This window comes from Nonomuraea sp. NPDC048892 (assembly GCF_040649735.1).
Lineage (GTDB): Bacteria > Actinomycetota > Actinomycetes > Streptosporangiales > Streptosporangiaceae > Nonomuraea > Nonomuraea maheshkhaliensis.
Genome location: NZ_JBEZFZ010000043.1, coordinates 13244 through 27341, shown reverse-complemented (window position 1 = coordinate 27341; position 14098 = coordinate 13244). Strand labels below are relative to the sequence as shown.

Below are 14098 nucleotides of genomic sequence, written 5' to 3'. Positions count from 1 at the left end.
GGACAAATGCATATAAGGCGGACAGAACGGGTAGGAGTCCGTAGGGATCGATTGCCCACCCCACCAGGGCGCCCCGGCTGTGGGGAAGCAGCCGGGGCGCCCTCTCGGCCTCAGGAGGCAGTGACGTGCCGCGTGCCGGGGGCCACGATCTCCTCGTCGTCCGCGCGGCGCCGTACCCAGAGGTAGACCAGCGCCCCGGCGAACAGCACGATCGAGGTCCACTGATTGACCCGTAGCCCCAGGAGCAGCACCGCGTGGTCCACGCCGCCGACCGGATCGATGCGCAGGCCCTCGATCCAGAACCGCCCGAACGTGTAACCGGCGACATACAGGGCGAACAGCCGGCCGTGGTGCAGCGCGAAGCGCCGTCCCGCCAGGATCAGGGCGAAGCCGAGCGCCGCGTCCCAGATCGACTCGTACAGGAAGGTCGGGTGGTAGAGCACGCCCGGCTCGCCGCCGTGCGCCTGGTCGATCTCCAGGCCCCATGGCAGCGTGGTCGGGCTGCCGTACAACTCCTGGTTGAACCAGTTGCCCCAGCGGGCGATCGCCTGCCCGAACGCGATGCCGGGCGCGACCGTGTCGGCCATGGCGCCGACGGAGATGCCCCGGCGGCGGCAGGCCAGCGCCACGGCCACACCGCCCATTATGACCGCGCCCCAGATGCCGAGCCCACCCTCCCAGATGAACAGCGCCTGGTACGGCTCCTTGACCGCGCGCGGGCCGAAGTAGGTCTGCCAGTCGACGATGACGTGGTAGAGCCGGGCGCCGATCAGCCCGAAGATCACCCCTGGGACGGCGATGTCGGCGATCGTGCCCTTCTCGCCGCCGCGGGCACGCCAGCGCCGGTCGCTCAGCCAGGCGCCGAACAGGATGGCGACGATGAAACAGAGGGCGTACGCCCGGATCGGCAGAAACCCGAGATGCCAGACCGATTCGGAAGGGCTGGGAATCGCGGCTAAGACCATGCCGGTGAGGCTAGCGAACGCCGGCCGGCCCGAGCCTTTCCGTGACCTGATCGCGGCTGAACCGACAGGAACGTCACCGCGCCAGGTCGCCAGGCCCTGTCGTGCCCTGTCGTCGTGCCCTGTTATCGAGCGCTGTCAGCGGGCGCTGTCAGCGGGCGCGGTAGATCTTGACCCAGTCCACGTACATCGAGACCGTCCGTGGTGTCGTGGAGTCGCGGCACTTCGGCTCGCACACCACGTCGTTCTGCAGCGCCAGCCCCATCTTCCGCCCCTCGGGGACGTGCGGCCCGCGGTAGTCCCAGAGCCGCTTCCCGTCCAGCCAGAACGTCAGCCGCCCCGGCAGCCAGTCCACCGCCACCGTGTGCCATTTGGTGAAGTCGGCCCGCAGCACCTTCCTGGCCCGGCCGTGGCCGCCGTGGACGAAGATGCCGCCGCCCTGCCGTCGCGGATCCACGATCTCGGCGAAGTCGACCTCGGAGTAGCCGGAGCCCTCGCCCTGCGCGGTCGGCCAGAGCAGCGCCACCGGCGTGTACCCGGCCCCGGCCTCCGCCTTGAAGCGCACCTCCCAGCGGCCGTACCGCTGCGCGAGTTTGGTGGCCACCCCGCCGGACAGGTCCTTGCCGCCGTACCGGCCGCCCTTGAGACGCAGCACGCCGTTCGAGACGGTCGAGGCGCGGCCGGTGCGGGGGTTACGCTCGGCCTGCGGCGAGTGGTAGATCATCCATCGGCTGGTGTTGATCGAGGAGCCGGAGAAGTTCTCCACCAGGACGGGGGCTCCCCATTTCAGAGCCGGGGTCTGCGCGTGCGCGGTCTGGGGAAGGACGGCGAGGCCCGCGAGCATCGCCGCCGCCACGATCGGGCTGCGTTGAGACATGCGGACCATCGAAGCAAAGATCTCGCTCAGATAACACCCCACCCGTCCCATTCGTCACCCGAACGGGCCCCGACATGGTGCCGGCAGGTGGCGATGCCACCTGCCGGAGTCCATGGGGTGATGCGCCGTCAGGCGCAGGTCGCCTCGTACACCCGGACAAGCTCCTGGCTCACCCGCTCCCACGAGTAGCGCGAGCGCGCCCGGTCGGCGCCCGCGTAGCCCAGGGCGGTACGCAGGGTGGGGTCGTACAGTAGCTCGCGGGCCAGCCGCGCCGTGCGCGCGGGGCGGTCCGGCGGGACCAGCAGCCCGGTGACGCCGTCGATGATGGAGTCCATGTGCGCGCCCACGGCGGAGGCGATCACCGGCACGCCGCAGGCCATGGCCTCCAGTGCGACGATTCCCGTCCCCGCCTCGCGCGGCACCGACACGACGGCGTCCGCGCTGCGCATCAGCTTGGGCACGGCGGCCCGCTTGACCTGGCCGAGCAGCGTCACCCGGTCGGCCACGCCGAGCTGCTCCGCCAGCGCGCGCAGGCGGCGCGCGTCCCGGTCCTGGTCGAGGTCGTCGGGCTCGGGCCCGCCGGCGATGACAAGCTCGACGTCGCCGAGACCCTGCAGCGCCCGCACGATCGTGTGCGCGCCCCGCTCGACCGTGAGCGGCCCCACGTGCAGCAGGCGCCTGCGCGACCCGCGCGTGGCCACCGCGCCCCGGCGCTGGAAGCGCTCGGTGTCCACGCCGTACGGCACGACGGCGATGTTGTTGCGGGGGACGCCCAGCCGGATCAGCGCCGACTCCTCGTCGCCCGAGCCCGCGATGACCGCGTTGGCCCGGCGGCCGAGCGCCCGCTCCAGCTCCTTGTGCGCGGTGTCGACCGCGTGGAACGTCTGCGTGACCGGCACGCCCATTCCCTTGGCGCCCGCCACGGCGACCAGCCCGCCGGTCCACGAGTGGGCGTGGATCACGTCGGGCCTGTCCTCGCTCCAGCGCCGCGACAGGTGGGTGCCGACCTCGTTGAGGTAGGGGACCACGTCGTCACCGGTGAGCGGCTGAGCCGGGCCCACGTCGATGTGCTCCACGGTGACGCCCGGGGCCACCCGCGTCTTGGGCTTGCCTTCGGCGTTGTCACGACGGGAGTAAATGGTGACGTGGTGATCGCGGCCCAGCTCACGCGCGACCGACAGGATGCGGTGGCGCTGGTTGCCGGTGGTGGAAGCGACGATCGCGATATTCATGGCACACCTCAGCGTGGAAAGCCTTCAAGGTGTGCCTGCGTCTTAGGCACGTCGTTACTCTGTCTCTGACCTTACCCAGTTTTCCCGCGCTCGCAAACCCCCACAGATCAGACACCTCTGAGGGCGAACACCACGATCTCATCCCAGACCTGGCCGCCCGAGAACGCGTGCCGGTCCGCCTCCACCGCCTTGACCACGGTCGACGGCGCCTGCCCCGCGCATCGGCTGAGCACGTCGGCCAGCCGCTCCTCCCCGTACGGCTCGCCGCGCTCGTTCCTGGAGGAGATCAGGCCCTCCGAGTAGAACACCAGCGTCTCGCCCGGGGAGATCGTCAGCACCTCCACGCCGGTCTCCGCCTCCGGCCCGATGCCCAGCGGCACGCCGCCGCCGGCCGCGAAACGTACGCCGCCGTCGGGCAGCAGCAGCGCGGCGGGATGGTGGCCGGCCGACGACAGCCGGATCTGGCGCCCCTTCACGAAGCCGGCCGCGGCCATCACGAACATGCCGGTGCCCTGCGCGACCAGCGCCTCGTTGACCTTGCGCATCACCAGGTCGGGATCGGACTCCCAGGCGCTGAGCACGCGCAGCCCGCCGCGCACCATGGCGCTGACCGAGGCCGCCTCCTCGCCCTTGCCCGCGGCCCCGCCCAGCGCGAAGCCCCACCCGCCCGAGACGGGGAACACGTCGTAGAACTCGGCGCCGACCGACGCCCCCGGGTGGTAGACGGCCGCCGCCTCGTAGCCGGGCACGTCGGGCAGATTGCGCGGGGCGACGCTGGCCGACAGCGCGTCCGCGGCGCGCGAGCGGCTCTGGAAACTGCTCTGAGCGCGTACGGCCAGGCCGATCTGCAGCCCCACCTCCTGCATGACGGCCAGATCCGCGAGCGAGAACGGCGGCCTGTCGTGGCCGCGGACGAGCGTCAGCACGCCGTCGGAACGGCCGATGGCCACGCTCAGCACCGAGCCCGCGCCCATCACGGTCAGCAGCGGCCCCTCGGCGCAGAAGCCGAGCAGCGTCTCGTCGTCCACCATCTCCAGCACCACGCCGGAGCCGCGCTCCAGCACCTGCAGCACGACCTGGCTGGTCGCCGGATCGGCGGTCTCCACCCGCCGCACCAGCTCGCCCAGCGGATGGTTCTTGGGCGCCATGACGACCGACCGGCGCGGCACCCCGTCGCGCACCATGTCGGCGATCACCCAGTCGGCCCACTCCGCCGCCAGCAACCGCGTCGCCCGCTGCAGTGCCACCGGGCGCAGCAGCGCCTCCTCGTCCAGCAGCAGCCTGGCGATCTTGACCAGCAGGTCCTGCCGCTTGGCCGTGGCCAGCAGCAGCGCGCCGTCGGTCTGCTCGGCCCGGCGCGCGCCCGGCTCGGGCAGCTGCACCTCCGTCGGCAGGGCCACCGCCGCGACCATCTGCTGCGGCTCGCCGGGCATCGTCAGCCTGGTCAGCGCGATCTGCACGGTGTGCGTGCGCCCCTGATGCGCCAGCCGCGTCTCGAACGCCGCCGGCTGCCCCGTCTGCAGCACCGACGTTAGGTGCGAGCGGAACGCCGCCCGCCGCGACACGTCCACGAGCAGCGGGAACGAGCGGCCCACCAGGTAGCCGTCCGGGCTGCCCAGCACCCGCGAGGTCTCCGGATTGATCCGCCGGACGACGCCGCCGCCGTCGAGCACGACGACGGGCACCGGGAAGGCGCGGAAGACCTGGCGCAGCAGCTTCAGCTCGCGCTGCGTCCCGTCCTTCTTGCTCCCAGCCCGCTTGGGGGCCTTGCGCAGCTCCTCGCGCGCCTCGGCCAGCAGCTCGGCGGCGGTGTCGAGCTCGGCGAGCGCGGCGTCCAGCGTGGGCGCCAGATCGGCGGGGTAGGCGGCCCTCGCCTCGCGCAACGAGGAGACGCGCCCGGCCAGTGCGTCAAGCGCGTGTTCGAGGTCCGGCATGGTCATGGTCTGACGCTACGCCACTCGGGATAATGCTAGCCATAAGGGGTAGAGCCTTGTTGCTATGGAATCGACCGCGATGATCACCCCCGGCCTCGCCCGCGACCTCGCCACCCTCGGCAGACTCGGCGAGGACACCTCGACGGAAAGCGTCCTGCGCGGACTCACCACGGCTTTGACCGCCGGCGTCCCCGGCTGTTCCGGAGCCTCGGCCGAGCACTGGCGCGACCACCGGGTCATGGTCTCGGGCTCCCACAGCGAGCTCATCATGCTCGTCGAGGGCGAACGCCAGCTCGGCGAGGGCCCGTCCATCGAAGCGCGTCAGAGCGGCGGCCGCGCCACCATCACCGACGTGCTCGAAGAGACCCGCTGGCCCCGCTACGACGCCCTGGCCACCCGCTGGGGCGTGCGCTCCGTGCTGATCGTCCCCATCGAGGCGCCGCCGGCCACGCTCGTCGTCGGCCTCTACTCCGTACGGCCGGGCGCGTTCTCGCCCCAGGGCGCCCACTCCCTGGCCGACATGCTGGCCGAGCAGCTCGGCGTGGCCATGGCCAACATGTCGGAGTTCGAGGAGGTGCGCACCGACGCCGCGCAGCTCCAGGAGGCCCTCGCCGGGCGCTCCGTGATCGACCAGGCCAAGGGCATCATCATGCAGACCAGCGGATGCAGCGCCGAGGCCGCCTTCGAGGAGCTGCGGCGCATCTCCCAGCACCATCAGGTGAAGGTGGCCGACCTGGCCCGGCTCCTGGTCGACGAGCACCAGCGCAAGTCCGCCAAACGCTGACGGCTCTCTACTTGATGGCGGCCAGCGCCTCGTCCAGGGTGTCGTAGAGCGGCAGGCGCTGCGCCAGCCCCGTGATCCACATCACCTTCGACTTGGAGTATTCGACGCCGATCAGCGCGAACTTGGCGCCCGAGGCCAGGCTCGTCTGCCAGTGATGAACGATCAGCCCGAGCGCGCGCGAATCCATGAACGTCACCCCGGCCAGATCGAGGATCAGGTCGGAGCCCGCCATCACGAGATAGTCGGCGAACTGCTCGCGTGTCGTGGCGTCGAGCACGCCGTCGACCTTGACCACGGTGATCTCGTCCACGGTCGACGACGTCAGGCTGAGGGCGGCCACGGGCTCCCCGCCGTTCTCCGGCATTGTCACGGGGCAACCCTACTGTCACCGCGCGATCGAGGAATACTTCCCGCGAGATGGGGGACACTGGATCCGAAGTCCAGCAGAGGGCTTCGGTCTCGAGAGTCGAGCGAGGCGTGCCTCTGCATGGGCTTTTTCGCGTGTAGCGGCCCGCCTGCGACCATATGAGGAGCAGCGATGGCTGTGCAGCAATACATCCTCGAGGAGATGACCGCAGAAGAGCTCCTAGCCGAGATGGTCAGGGAAGACACGCCCGGCAGTCACAGGGAGCGCCTGCGTGAGCGCATCGTCGAGATGCACCGGCCGCTCGCCATGGAGATCGCCCGGCGCTACCGCTACCGGGGCGAACCTTTGGAGGATCTCCTCCAGGCCGCGTATGTTGGCCTGATGAAAGCCGTCAACGGCTTCGATCCGACCCTGGGCCACGCCTTCAGGGGCTACGCCGTCGTCACGATGACCGGCGAGGTCAAGCGTCACTTCCGCGACCGCACCTGGGCCATCCGGGTGCCCCGCCTTTACCAGGAGCGTCGCTCCGAGCTCAACCGGCTCGTCGCCGACCTCAGTCAGGACCTCGGCAGGTCCCCGACCGTGGCGGAGCTGGCCGCCAAGATGAACATCACCGAGGAGGACGTTCTGCTCACGCTCGACGCCTCCGCCGCGTACAGCACCCTGTCGCTCGACGCGCCCCTCGGCACCGACGACGACGCCGCCTCGCTGGGCGACGTCATCCCCGAGGACGACGATACGCTGAGCAACATGGTCGACAGGGAAGCCGTCAAACCGCTCATCGACGCGCTGCCCTCCCGTGAGAAGCACATCCTGCTGCTGCGCTTCTTCGGCAACATGACGCAGGCCGAGATCGCGGCCGAGTTCGGGATCTCACAGATGCATGTCTCACGTATTCTCCGCAAGGTTCTCGACCAGCTGCGCACCGAGCTGGTCGGCTGACAAGGACGGTCGCCGGGTGAACGAGGACGTCGAGCCTCAGTCGGGCCACACGAGCCCGCCACCCGGCGCGCCCGTGAAAGACCTCGACTTCCGGCTGCCGGACCTGCCCCAGGTCCGGCAGTTCGCCGAGGACGAGGCCCGCGCCGCCGGCATGCCCGAAGACGCCATCGGCGACTTCGTCATCGCCGTCAACGAGGTCGCGACCAACGCCGTCACCCACGGAGCCGACCACGCCGCCCTGCGCACCTGGGTGAGCGGCGGGGACCTGGTCGTGGAGGTGCACGACGAGGGCACCTGGAAGCCGGGGCCGATGCCCGGCGCGGTGGGCGGGATGGGCCTGTGGGTGGCCCGGCTGCTCTCCTCCGACCTGACGCTGCGGGTGGGCAACGGCGGCAGCACGGTCATCATGCGCTTCCCCGGCAAGTCCTGACGGCCGGGCGACCACGCGAACAAAGCGCCGCCCCCGCCCGTTGAGGGGGGACGGCGCACTGTCCGTTCATCGGCTGTTATCGCCTGTTATCGGCGGGCCCTGCCGCGCCAGTTGCCGGACCCGGTGCGGATGCCGGCCGTGCCGACGCCTGCCTGATGCAGGGCCAGCAGGGTCAGCCCCAGCAGGACGAACGTCATGCCGGAGAACCCGCCGGGAATCTGTACGCCGATCAGGTCGAGCAGGAAGCCCAGCCCGAAGATGATCGCTGCGACGATCGCGAGCATGTCAGATCACCTCATTCCCTCACTCGAAACCGGGGTGGGCGTGGACGGCTGCCCAGAAGACTGCCCAGAAGACTGCGCAGAGGATTGGCTGGAGAGCGCGAGCAGCCGCTCCAGGACGGTCCTGTACTCGCGCAGCGCCAGGCGCAGCTGCTCGGTGTCGCCGCCTCCCGCGTCCTTCCAGCGGTCGCGCAGGGCGCCCGTGCGGTTGTTCAGTGCGCTGGTCAGGGAGTCCACGACCTCACCGACCAGCCCGTCCGCGCGCTGGACGGCCTCGCCGGGATCGTCCACGAACGACGCCTGCAGGTCGCGCCAGCGGGCCTGCACCTGGGTGGGGTCCTGCTCGAACAGGATGATGTCGTCGGGGGCCGCGTGCGCCGGAACCTCGCCGGGGGCTGAGGGGACGGACTGCTCGGGCTCATGCCCGGGGTCGGGGTCGGGGTCGGCCAGCATGTCGCCGCCGGTCGTGGCGTACGGGTCCCGGTAGGTCGCGTCGTCCTCGTCGTACGGGGCGGCACCGTCTCGGGGAGCGGCACCGTCAGAGCGAACAACCGGACCGTCCGCTACGGGAACGTCGTCCCGAACGTCATCCTCGGGCAGCGGATCCCGGTCACCGGCCACGAGACGATCCTCATGGACCCTCTTCTCGTCGGCCTGTTCGTCGTCGATGTCGTTGGCGTCGTGGCGTTGCGACGGCACCTTCAGCTCGTCGCTGTTCATATCCTTCACCGTCCTCGGCTGGTCTCGTGAAGCAGCTCCTCGAACAGCGCGCGGTAGTGGACCATGGCCTGGCGGAGATCCTCCGTGGAGGCCTCCTTCCTGGCGGCCCGCCCGCTGATCTCGTGCGCGTTCCTGTAGTGGTCGAGCGTCGCCGCGTGCCCCACCGACAGATGGGTGACGCGCTGCTCGAAGTCCTCCGTCGGGTAACCCCGCTCGGCCATGACCGACGTGACCAGCTGATCGGCCTCGGTCACCGCGAACCCCGGGGCGTCCACGAAGCGTTCCTGGACCTCGGTCCACCGGGTGGCGTAGGAGTCGCGCGACTCCTCCGACAGAGGCTTGATATCGAGTTCCGCGTGCCGCTGCTCACGGTCGAGCAGCTCCTGCTCGGCCTCCCGGCGGTTGTTGTCGTGCTCGGCGACTATGCGTTCGTACTCAGGGCCGAAGCGTTCGCGGAGATGGGAACGGCGCTTCTGCTGCAGCATGAAGTAACCCACTGCGGCGAGCGCCACCACCGCGACCACGACGACGGCCACCCATGCCCAGGTGGTCATGTTGTTCGCCTCCGGTCTACGTGTTGAGACCAGCGACTGCCCTCCACCAGCGGGTCGAAACGCCGGATTCAGCGGCCGTCAAGCGCTTTCCTGGCCGCGGCCAGCACCGACGCCACGTGCGACCCGCCTTCCTCAGCGGCCACCTCGCTGAACCCCTCGGCGGGGTCGTAGCGCACGTCGAGCCCCGCGGCGACCAACCGCTCGGCCCACCGCAGCGCGGTGTTCAGCCGATCGGCCGCCGGCGGCCTGCCCTGCGCCGCCGCCGACAGGTTGCGCAGATTCGTGGCCGGCCCGGACTGGGAGTGCTCGCGGGCCAGCTTCCACGGCAGGGCGGCACTGTGGTCCATCATCGGCTTGGCCAGCCCGGCGGCCCGCTTGGCCTGCAGCACCCCCGACTCGCTCACCCCGAAGTGAGCGGCCAGCTCCTGCACGCTCCTGCCCTCGGCGACGAGCCTGGCCAGCTCCTTGCGATCGATGGTCGCCTTGCGCCCCACCTGACCCCCTCGCTCCCGCTCTCCGTGTACGCGTACACCTCCGATGTGCGCTAAGGTTATGACGTCCCGCCCCGCAGGGGGCGGCCGACACAACCGGGACGTAGCGCAGCTTGGTAGCGCACTTGACTGGGGGTCAAGGGGTCGCAGGTTCAAATCCTGTCGTCCCGACGGTTGTAAAAGGCCAGACGATCTTGGAGTAACTCCAGGTCGACTGGCCTTTTTGCGTTGGGTGCCCACCAGGGCGAATGATCTAGACAGCCCTCAGCTTGGGACCACTTTGGGACCAGCTTGCCGATAGGTGCGCGCTCAAAGCGTTGCCCGCGGCCTTGAGGAGCTCGGCGTCCGGATGCAGGTAGCGCTGAGTGGTGGTCAGCGATCCGTGCCCGGCGATCTTGCGTAGTACATGGATGGGGACACCGGCGTCGGCCATCCACGTCAGGCCGGTGTGGCGTAGATCATGGCGACGGAGGTGTTCGTAGCCCAGGGCGGCCACGACCTCGTCCCAGTGCGTGGCGTCTCTCAGAACGGCCGTGGTGATGCGGCCGCCCCTCGGTCCGGTGAACAGCCGCGCAGCTGGGTCACCGGCGGCTTCCAGCCGTCGTACGACCAGATCCCGGACCTCGGCGATGATCGGCACCTTCCGGGCTCGTTTGCCCTTCGTCCCCTTGTCCACGAGACCGCCGGGGCTCGGCGTGGTCTGCCTGCGCAGGGTCCAGGTCCACGTGTCCGTGTCGATGTCGCCTGCGCGGACTCCGGAGACCTCGCCGATGCGCGCCGCCGTACAGGCGGCGAAGATCACGACATCACCCCAGCCCGTATAATTGCCGGTCGAGCGTGCTACTAGCTAGTGCGATTCCGGCAGCACCTGTGCACAGCCGCTTTCCCGCGAACTTCATGTCGCGAGTCTACTGCTTACTACTATCGCCACTCGTAGCGACTAGAGGGTCAGCAAGGAATGACAGTGATGGGCGAGGAACGAGGCCACGCCCGGCGCCACCGCCAGCGTGGCTGGACCCACGAGCAGCGCGGTGACCGCCACCAGCCCGGCGATCCGCTCCCGCCGGCCGAGCGGCGCCTGCGGATGCAGCATCCGGCGGACGCGCGTCAGCGCCGTCTCGCCGCCCGCGCCCAGCGCGAACGCCGGCACCCTTCCCGTCGCGAGCCCGACCAGCGCGGTCGCGATGTGGATGCGCGGGTGGCGGCGTGCCGCGACATCGTCGGCCAGCAACTCGACCAGGCGCGCGACCTCCACGCGGGCCTGCTCGAACAGGGGCACGCGAGGGAATGCCCGAGCCAGGGCCTCGGCGGCGGCGAGCACCAGGTGATGCCGCCCCCGCAGGTGCGCCTGTTCGTGGGCGAGCACGGCGGCGACCTGTTCGTGGGCGAGCGAGTGCAGCGCGCCAGTGGTGATGACCGCATGGCTGTTTCTGCCGGGCAGGCAGTACACCAGGCGCTCCTCATAGTCCACCACGAGTGCGTCGAGGTCGCCGTCGTGCCGGCCGAGCAGCGACAGCGCTTCGGCGTGCCGGCGACGTTCGCGGCGCGCACGTAGGAGGACCGCGGCGCCCGTGTAGGCGATTCTGATCAGGAGAAGCCCGGCGACGGCGATACTCGCGCGGGTGCCGGCCGAGCTCAGGGCCGCCTCGTCGTGAAGCAGTGCGGCGCAGGCCTCGAACAGGTCGGCCAGGCCGTGCCCCACCACCGAGGCGGGCACGGCGACGGCGAACGCCGACAGCAGCGCCGAGGCGACCACCGACGCTCCGGCCGCTTGCCACATGGCGATCGCCAGTCGTGGCGCGCGGTCGGCCCAGGAGGCCCGCTTGAGCACCTTCGGCAGCGCCAGCGCCGCGAAGAGGCCGTACAGGGCCAGGATGATCGCCACGATCACGAGCTGCGTCCCCCGGGCGGGTACACCTGGAGCGCCGCCTCCAAGGCGCTGGCCTCCTCCGGGGTCAGGCGCTCGAGGAAGTGCACCAGCGTGGCCGCCCTGTTGCCGCTCGCGGCCAGGGACGCGCGCATCACGTCGGCGGTGTAGGCCTCCTTGGACGACACCGCCTCGTAGATGTAGGCGCGGCCGACCGGCTGGCGCTTGAGCAGGCCCTTGGTGTGCAGTTTGTCCATCACGGTCATGACCGTCGTGTAGGCGAGGGTGCGCTCCTGCTGCAGGTGCTCCAGGACATCCCTGACGGAGGCCGGACGCTTGATGGCCCACATGCGATCCATGATCGTGGACTCGAGCTCCCCTAGGCCACGCACCATGAGACAGCCCCCTCCACCCGCAGTCTGCACAAATGCTACCGGCGATCGTAGATGCGTGGCCAGCAGTGCCTGCTCGTCACGCCAGGGAGCTCAGGCGATCGCCTGCCACGATGGCGCGCTTGATCCGGATCAGGTCCTTGGGCGCGTTCACCGCGACCGCGCCGGTGAGGGTGCCGTCCTTGGCGAAGGCGACGGCGAAGCGTCCCTCGTCCGGGCCTCCCGTCACAACAAGGCTCTCGTCCGCCAGATGTGGCAGGCCTGCGGTCTGGACGCGGGCGCCGTGCACGTTGGTGGCGAAGGAGGGCAGGTCGGCGAAGGGCTTGGCGTTCTCCGGGCCGGACAGCAGGTTGAGAGCCGCGGCGGCACCCTGGTCGTTGGCGTTCGACCAGTGCTCGACGCGGATCAGTGCGCCCCCGTACAGGCTGTGGGGCCAGCGTGCGACGTCGCCGGCAGCGACCACGTCCTGCGTGCCCGAGGCGAACAGGCGCTCGTCGCAGACCACTCCGTCGTTCACCGTCAGCCCGCTGCCGTCCAGCCAGTCGGTGTTCGGGACCACGCCTATGCCGGCGATGACCAGGTCGGCGGGCAGGGTGCGGCCGTCGCTCAAGCGCACCCCCGTCACCCTGCCATGGCCGTCGAACCCGGTCACGCGGGTCTCGCTGACGAGCTCGACACCGTTGTCCCGGTGATGGCCGGCCAGCCAGCGTGCGGTCTCGGTGCCCAGGACGTTGCGCAATGGGGGACGGGGACGCGTCCACGAGCGTGACGCCGAGCCCGAGGGCGCGCGCGGTCGAGGCGACCTCGCCCCCGATGAAGCCGCCGCCGATGACGACGACGTTGCCGGGCCCCGCGGCCAGTTCCGCGCGCAGCGCCAGGGAATCCTCGACGGTGTGCAGGGTGTACACCCCCTCGGGGGCATCGGGCAGCCGCCGCGGGCGCGCGCCGGTGGCGATCACCAGGCCGTCGTAGCGGACGTCCGAGCCGTCGTCCGGGATCAGCCGCCGCTCCGAGGTGTCCAGCCGCACGGCATGGCGGCCCTTGAGCCATCGGTCGCCGACTTCCTCGGCACCGGGAAGCGTGACCTCGTCGTCGCCCGTGAGCATGCTCTTGGACAGTGGGGGACGGTTGTAGGGCAGGTACTTCTCGGCCCCCACCAGGGTGATCGTGCCGTCGAAACCTTCACGCCGCAGAGCCTGGAACGCGCGGAGACCGGCCAGTGAGGCTCCGGCGATGGCGATGGAGTTGAGCTTTCTCATACGGGAGACAATACCCCCGAGGGGTATATGTCTTGACGTGGGCTACGTCTCATATACCTGTAGGGGGTTGGGGGTTGCATCGCGAACATCCGTGGCACATCGTCCAGCTGCCTTATACCTATGAGGGGTATTGATCGAGGGGAGTCATGATGAGCAGTGCGACCTACACCGTGAGCGGGATGACCTGTGGCCACTGCGTGGGCTCGGTGAAGTCCGAAGTCGGCAAGACCGCCGGCGTCACGGACGTCGACGTCGACCTGGCCACCGGGAACGTGACTGTGACGGCGAACGAGCCCATCGAGGAAGCTCGTGTGCGCGACGCCGTTGAGGAAGCCGGCTACGAGCTGGTCTCCGCCTGACCGAACCTGGACGAGAGCGCCTTCGCCGGTGCTCTCGTTGAACGATTGACGGCCGGGTGCCGTACATCCCTGTGTGGCGGCACCCGGCCGGTTCCTGGCAGGTGCTACGAGTCGCCTTAGTACACTGAAAAGTGTCGTGACGTGCCGATGATCTGCGAGGGGCGGTGGGATCTATGTGGCAGCGCCGTGCAGTGCACGCGCTGCGGGCCGTCCTGCTCATGGCCCTCGCCCTGGGCGTCTGTGGCATGCACACCCTCGGACACCTGGACGGCGGGCACGGCGGCTCCTCCTCCACACATGGCATGGAGGCCGTTCCTGCCGTCACATCCGTGATTGCCGCGGGCATGGAGTCCTTTGTTCCCGACCGGGAGATGCCGGGGTTCGACCCGACAGACGTCTGCCTGGCCGTGCTCATGACGTTCGTGATCCTGCTGTTGATCGCGACCTGGGCCAGGGAAGGAAGACGCGGCGTCGACAAGGCCGCGACGCACCCGTCCGCCGGCCAGGTCGCCAGACCTCCGCCGAAGCTCACGTCCCGGCGTCTGGCGATTCTCTCGATGTTGCGCATATAGGCCGACGGCCCGTGCGGAACAGGTGTCCCGCCTGCCCGCGAACAGGTCCGGACTTCCAACACGATCGAGAGAACA

18 protein-coding genes, 1 tRNA gene and 1 pseudogene are annotated in these 14098 nt (G+C 70.0%); 6 read left to right on the top strand and 14 right to left on the bottom strand.

Going from position 1 to position 14098, the window contains the following annotated elements; genetic code table 11:
* Positions 1–110: 110 nt before the first annotated feature.
* The 4 genes from lgt to AB0C28_RS53110 all read right to left on the bottom strand — a co-directional run bounded on the left by lgt (position 111) and on the right by AB0C28_RS53110 (position 5011).
* The gene (gene lgt, locus AB0C28_RS53125; protein ID WP_357860449.1) at positions 111–965 is read right to left on the bottom strand and encodes a prolipoprotein diacylglyceryl transferase; all 855 of its coding nucleotides are present in this window, start codon (positions 963–965) and stop codon (positions 111–113) included.
* 148 nt (positions 966–1113) lie between these two features.
* Complete coding sequence (locus AB0C28_RS53120) at positions 1114–1839, bottom strand: glycoside hydrolase family 16 protein (RefSeq protein WP_357860446.1); 726 nt, start codon at positions 1837–1839, stop codon at positions 1114–1116.
* A gap of 128 nt (positions 1840–1967) precedes the next feature.
* Positions 1968–3071, bottom strand: coding sequence for a glycosyltransferase (locus tag AB0C28_RS53115; protein ID WP_357860443.1), 1104 nt, complete (start codon positions 3069–3071; stop codon positions 1968–1970).
* Positions 3072–3178: 107 nt separating this feature from the next.
* Entirely contained in the window at positions 3179–5011 is a 1833-nt protein-coding gene (locus tag AB0C28_RS53110; protein ID WP_357860440.1) for a SpoIIE family protein phosphatase, read from the bottom strand.
* A gap of 58 nt (positions 5012–5069) precedes the next feature.
* On the opposite strand from AB0C28_RS53110, the gene AB0C28_RS53105 reads away from it, so the two are divergent.
* Positions 5070–5789, top strand: coding sequence for a GAF and ANTAR domain-containing protein (locus AB0C28_RS53105; protein WP_357860437.1), 720 nt, complete (start codon positions 5070–5072; stop codon positions 5787–5789).
* A 7-nt stretch (positions 5790–5796) separates the two neighbouring features.
* Here AB0C28_RS53105 and AB0C28_RS53100 read toward each other — a convergent pair whose 3' ends face one another.
* Complete coding sequence (locus tag AB0C28_RS53100; RefSeq protein WP_357860699.1) at positions 5797–6153, bottom strand: STAS domain-containing protein; 357 nt, start codon at positions 6151–6153, stop codon at positions 5797–5799.
* A gap of 174 nt (positions 6154–6327) precedes the next feature.
* Between AB0C28_RS53100 and AB0C28_RS53095 the strand changes: the two genes are divergently transcribed.
* Positions 6328–7098 (top strand): SigB/SigF/SigG family RNA polymerase sigma factor, encoded by a 771-nt coding sequence (locus AB0C28_RS53095; protein WP_357860434.1) that lies wholly within the window; start codon positions 6328–6330, stop codon positions 7096–7098.
* 16 nt (positions 7099–7114) lie between these two features.
* Entirely contained in the window at positions 7115–7528 is a 414-nt protein-coding gene (locus AB0C28_RS53090) for an ATP-binding protein (RefSeq protein WP_357860431.1), read from the top strand.
* A gap of 86 nt (positions 7529–7614) precedes the next feature.
* Here AB0C28_RS53090 and AB0C28_RS53085 read toward each other — a convergent pair whose 3' ends face one another.
* The 4 genes from AB0C28_RS53085 to AB0C28_RS53070 form a co-directional block, all read right to left on the bottom strand.
* On the bottom strand, positions 7615–7812 hold the full coding sequence (locus AB0C28_RS53085) for a hypothetical protein (protein ID WP_357860429.1): 198 nt from the start codon (positions 7810–7812) through the stop codon (positions 7615–7617).
* Positions 7813–7818: 6 nt separating this feature from the next.
* Positions 7819–8529: a hypothetical protein gene (locus tag AB0C28_RS53080; protein WP_358084747.1), complete on the bottom strand. Its 711-nt coding sequence runs from the start codon at positions 8527–8529 to the stop codon at positions 7819–7821.
* Positions 8530–8534: 5 nt separating this feature from the next.
* Complete coding sequence (locus AB0C28_RS53075; RefSeq protein WP_357860423.1) at positions 8535–9083, bottom strand: hypothetical protein; 549 nt, start codon at positions 9081–9083, stop codon at positions 8535–8537.
* A 68-nt stretch (positions 9084–9151) separates the two neighbouring features.
* Positions 9152–9577 (bottom strand): hypothetical protein, encoded by a 426-nt coding sequence (locus tag AB0C28_RS53070; RefSeq protein ID WP_357860420.1) that lies wholly within the window; start codon positions 9575–9577, stop codon positions 9152–9154.
* A gap of 94 nt (positions 9578–9671) precedes the next feature.
* On the opposite strand from AB0C28_RS53070, the gene AB0C28_RS53065 reads away from it, so the two are divergent.
* A tRNA-Pro gene (locus AB0C28_RS53065) sits at positions 9672–9745 on the top strand.
* 82 nt (positions 9746–9827) lie between these two features.
* Here AB0C28_RS53065 and AB0C28_RS53060 read toward each other — a convergent pair.
* From AB0C28_RS53060 to AB0C28_RS53040, 5 genes and pseudogenes are all read right to left on the bottom strand, one after another.
* A complete protein-coding gene (locus AB0C28_RS53060) occupies positions 9828–10376 on the bottom strand; it encodes a site-specific integrase (protein WP_357860417.1) in 549 nt (182 codons plus the stop codon).
* 138 nt (positions 10377–10514) lie between these two features.
* A complete protein-coding gene (locus tag AB0C28_RS53055) occupies positions 10515–11465 on the bottom strand; it encodes a M56 family metallopeptidase (RefSeq protein WP_358084745.1) in 951 nt (316 codons plus the stop codon).
* The gene (locus AB0C28_RS53050; RefSeq protein ID WP_358084742.1) at positions 11462–11836 is read right to left on the bottom strand and encodes a BlaI/MecI/CopY family transcriptional regulator; all 375 of its coding nucleotides are present in this window, start codon (positions 11834–11836) and stop codon (positions 11462–11464) included. The genes AB0C28_RS53055 and AB0C28_RS53050 overlap by 4 nt, the downstream gene beginning before the upstream one ends.
* Before the next feature lie 76 nt (positions 11837–11912).
* Positions 11913–12572 (bottom strand): FAD/NAD(P)-binding oxidoreductase, encoded by a 660-nt coding sequence (locus AB0C28_RS53045; RefSeq protein ID WP_358084739.1) that lies wholly within the window; start codon positions 12570–12572, stop codon positions 11913–11915.
* A gap of 46 nt (positions 12573–12618) precedes the next feature.
* A pseudogene (locus AB0C28_RS53040) lies at positions 12619–13092 on the bottom strand (FAD-dependent oxidoreductase); the annotation flags it as partial.
* A 149-nt stretch (positions 13093–13241) separates the two neighbouring features.
* Here AB0C28_RS53040 and AB0C28_RS53035 point away from each other — a divergent pair.
* Both AB0C28_RS53035 and AB0C28_RS53030 read left to right on the top strand, forming a co-directional pair.
* Positions 13242–13451 carry a cation transporter gene (locus tag AB0C28_RS53035; RefSeq protein ID WP_358084801.1) on the top strand — a complete coding sequence of 70 codons (210 nt, stop codon included), beginning with the start codon at positions 13242–13244 and terminating at the stop codon, positions 13449–13451.
* Between the two features lie 173 nt (positions 13452–13624).
* Positions 13625–14023: a DUF6153 family protein gene (locus AB0C28_RS53030; RefSeq protein WP_357860408.1), complete on the top strand. Its 399-nt coding sequence runs from the start codon at positions 13625–13627 to the stop codon at positions 14021–14023.
* Positions 14024–14098: the final 75 nt, after the last annotated feature.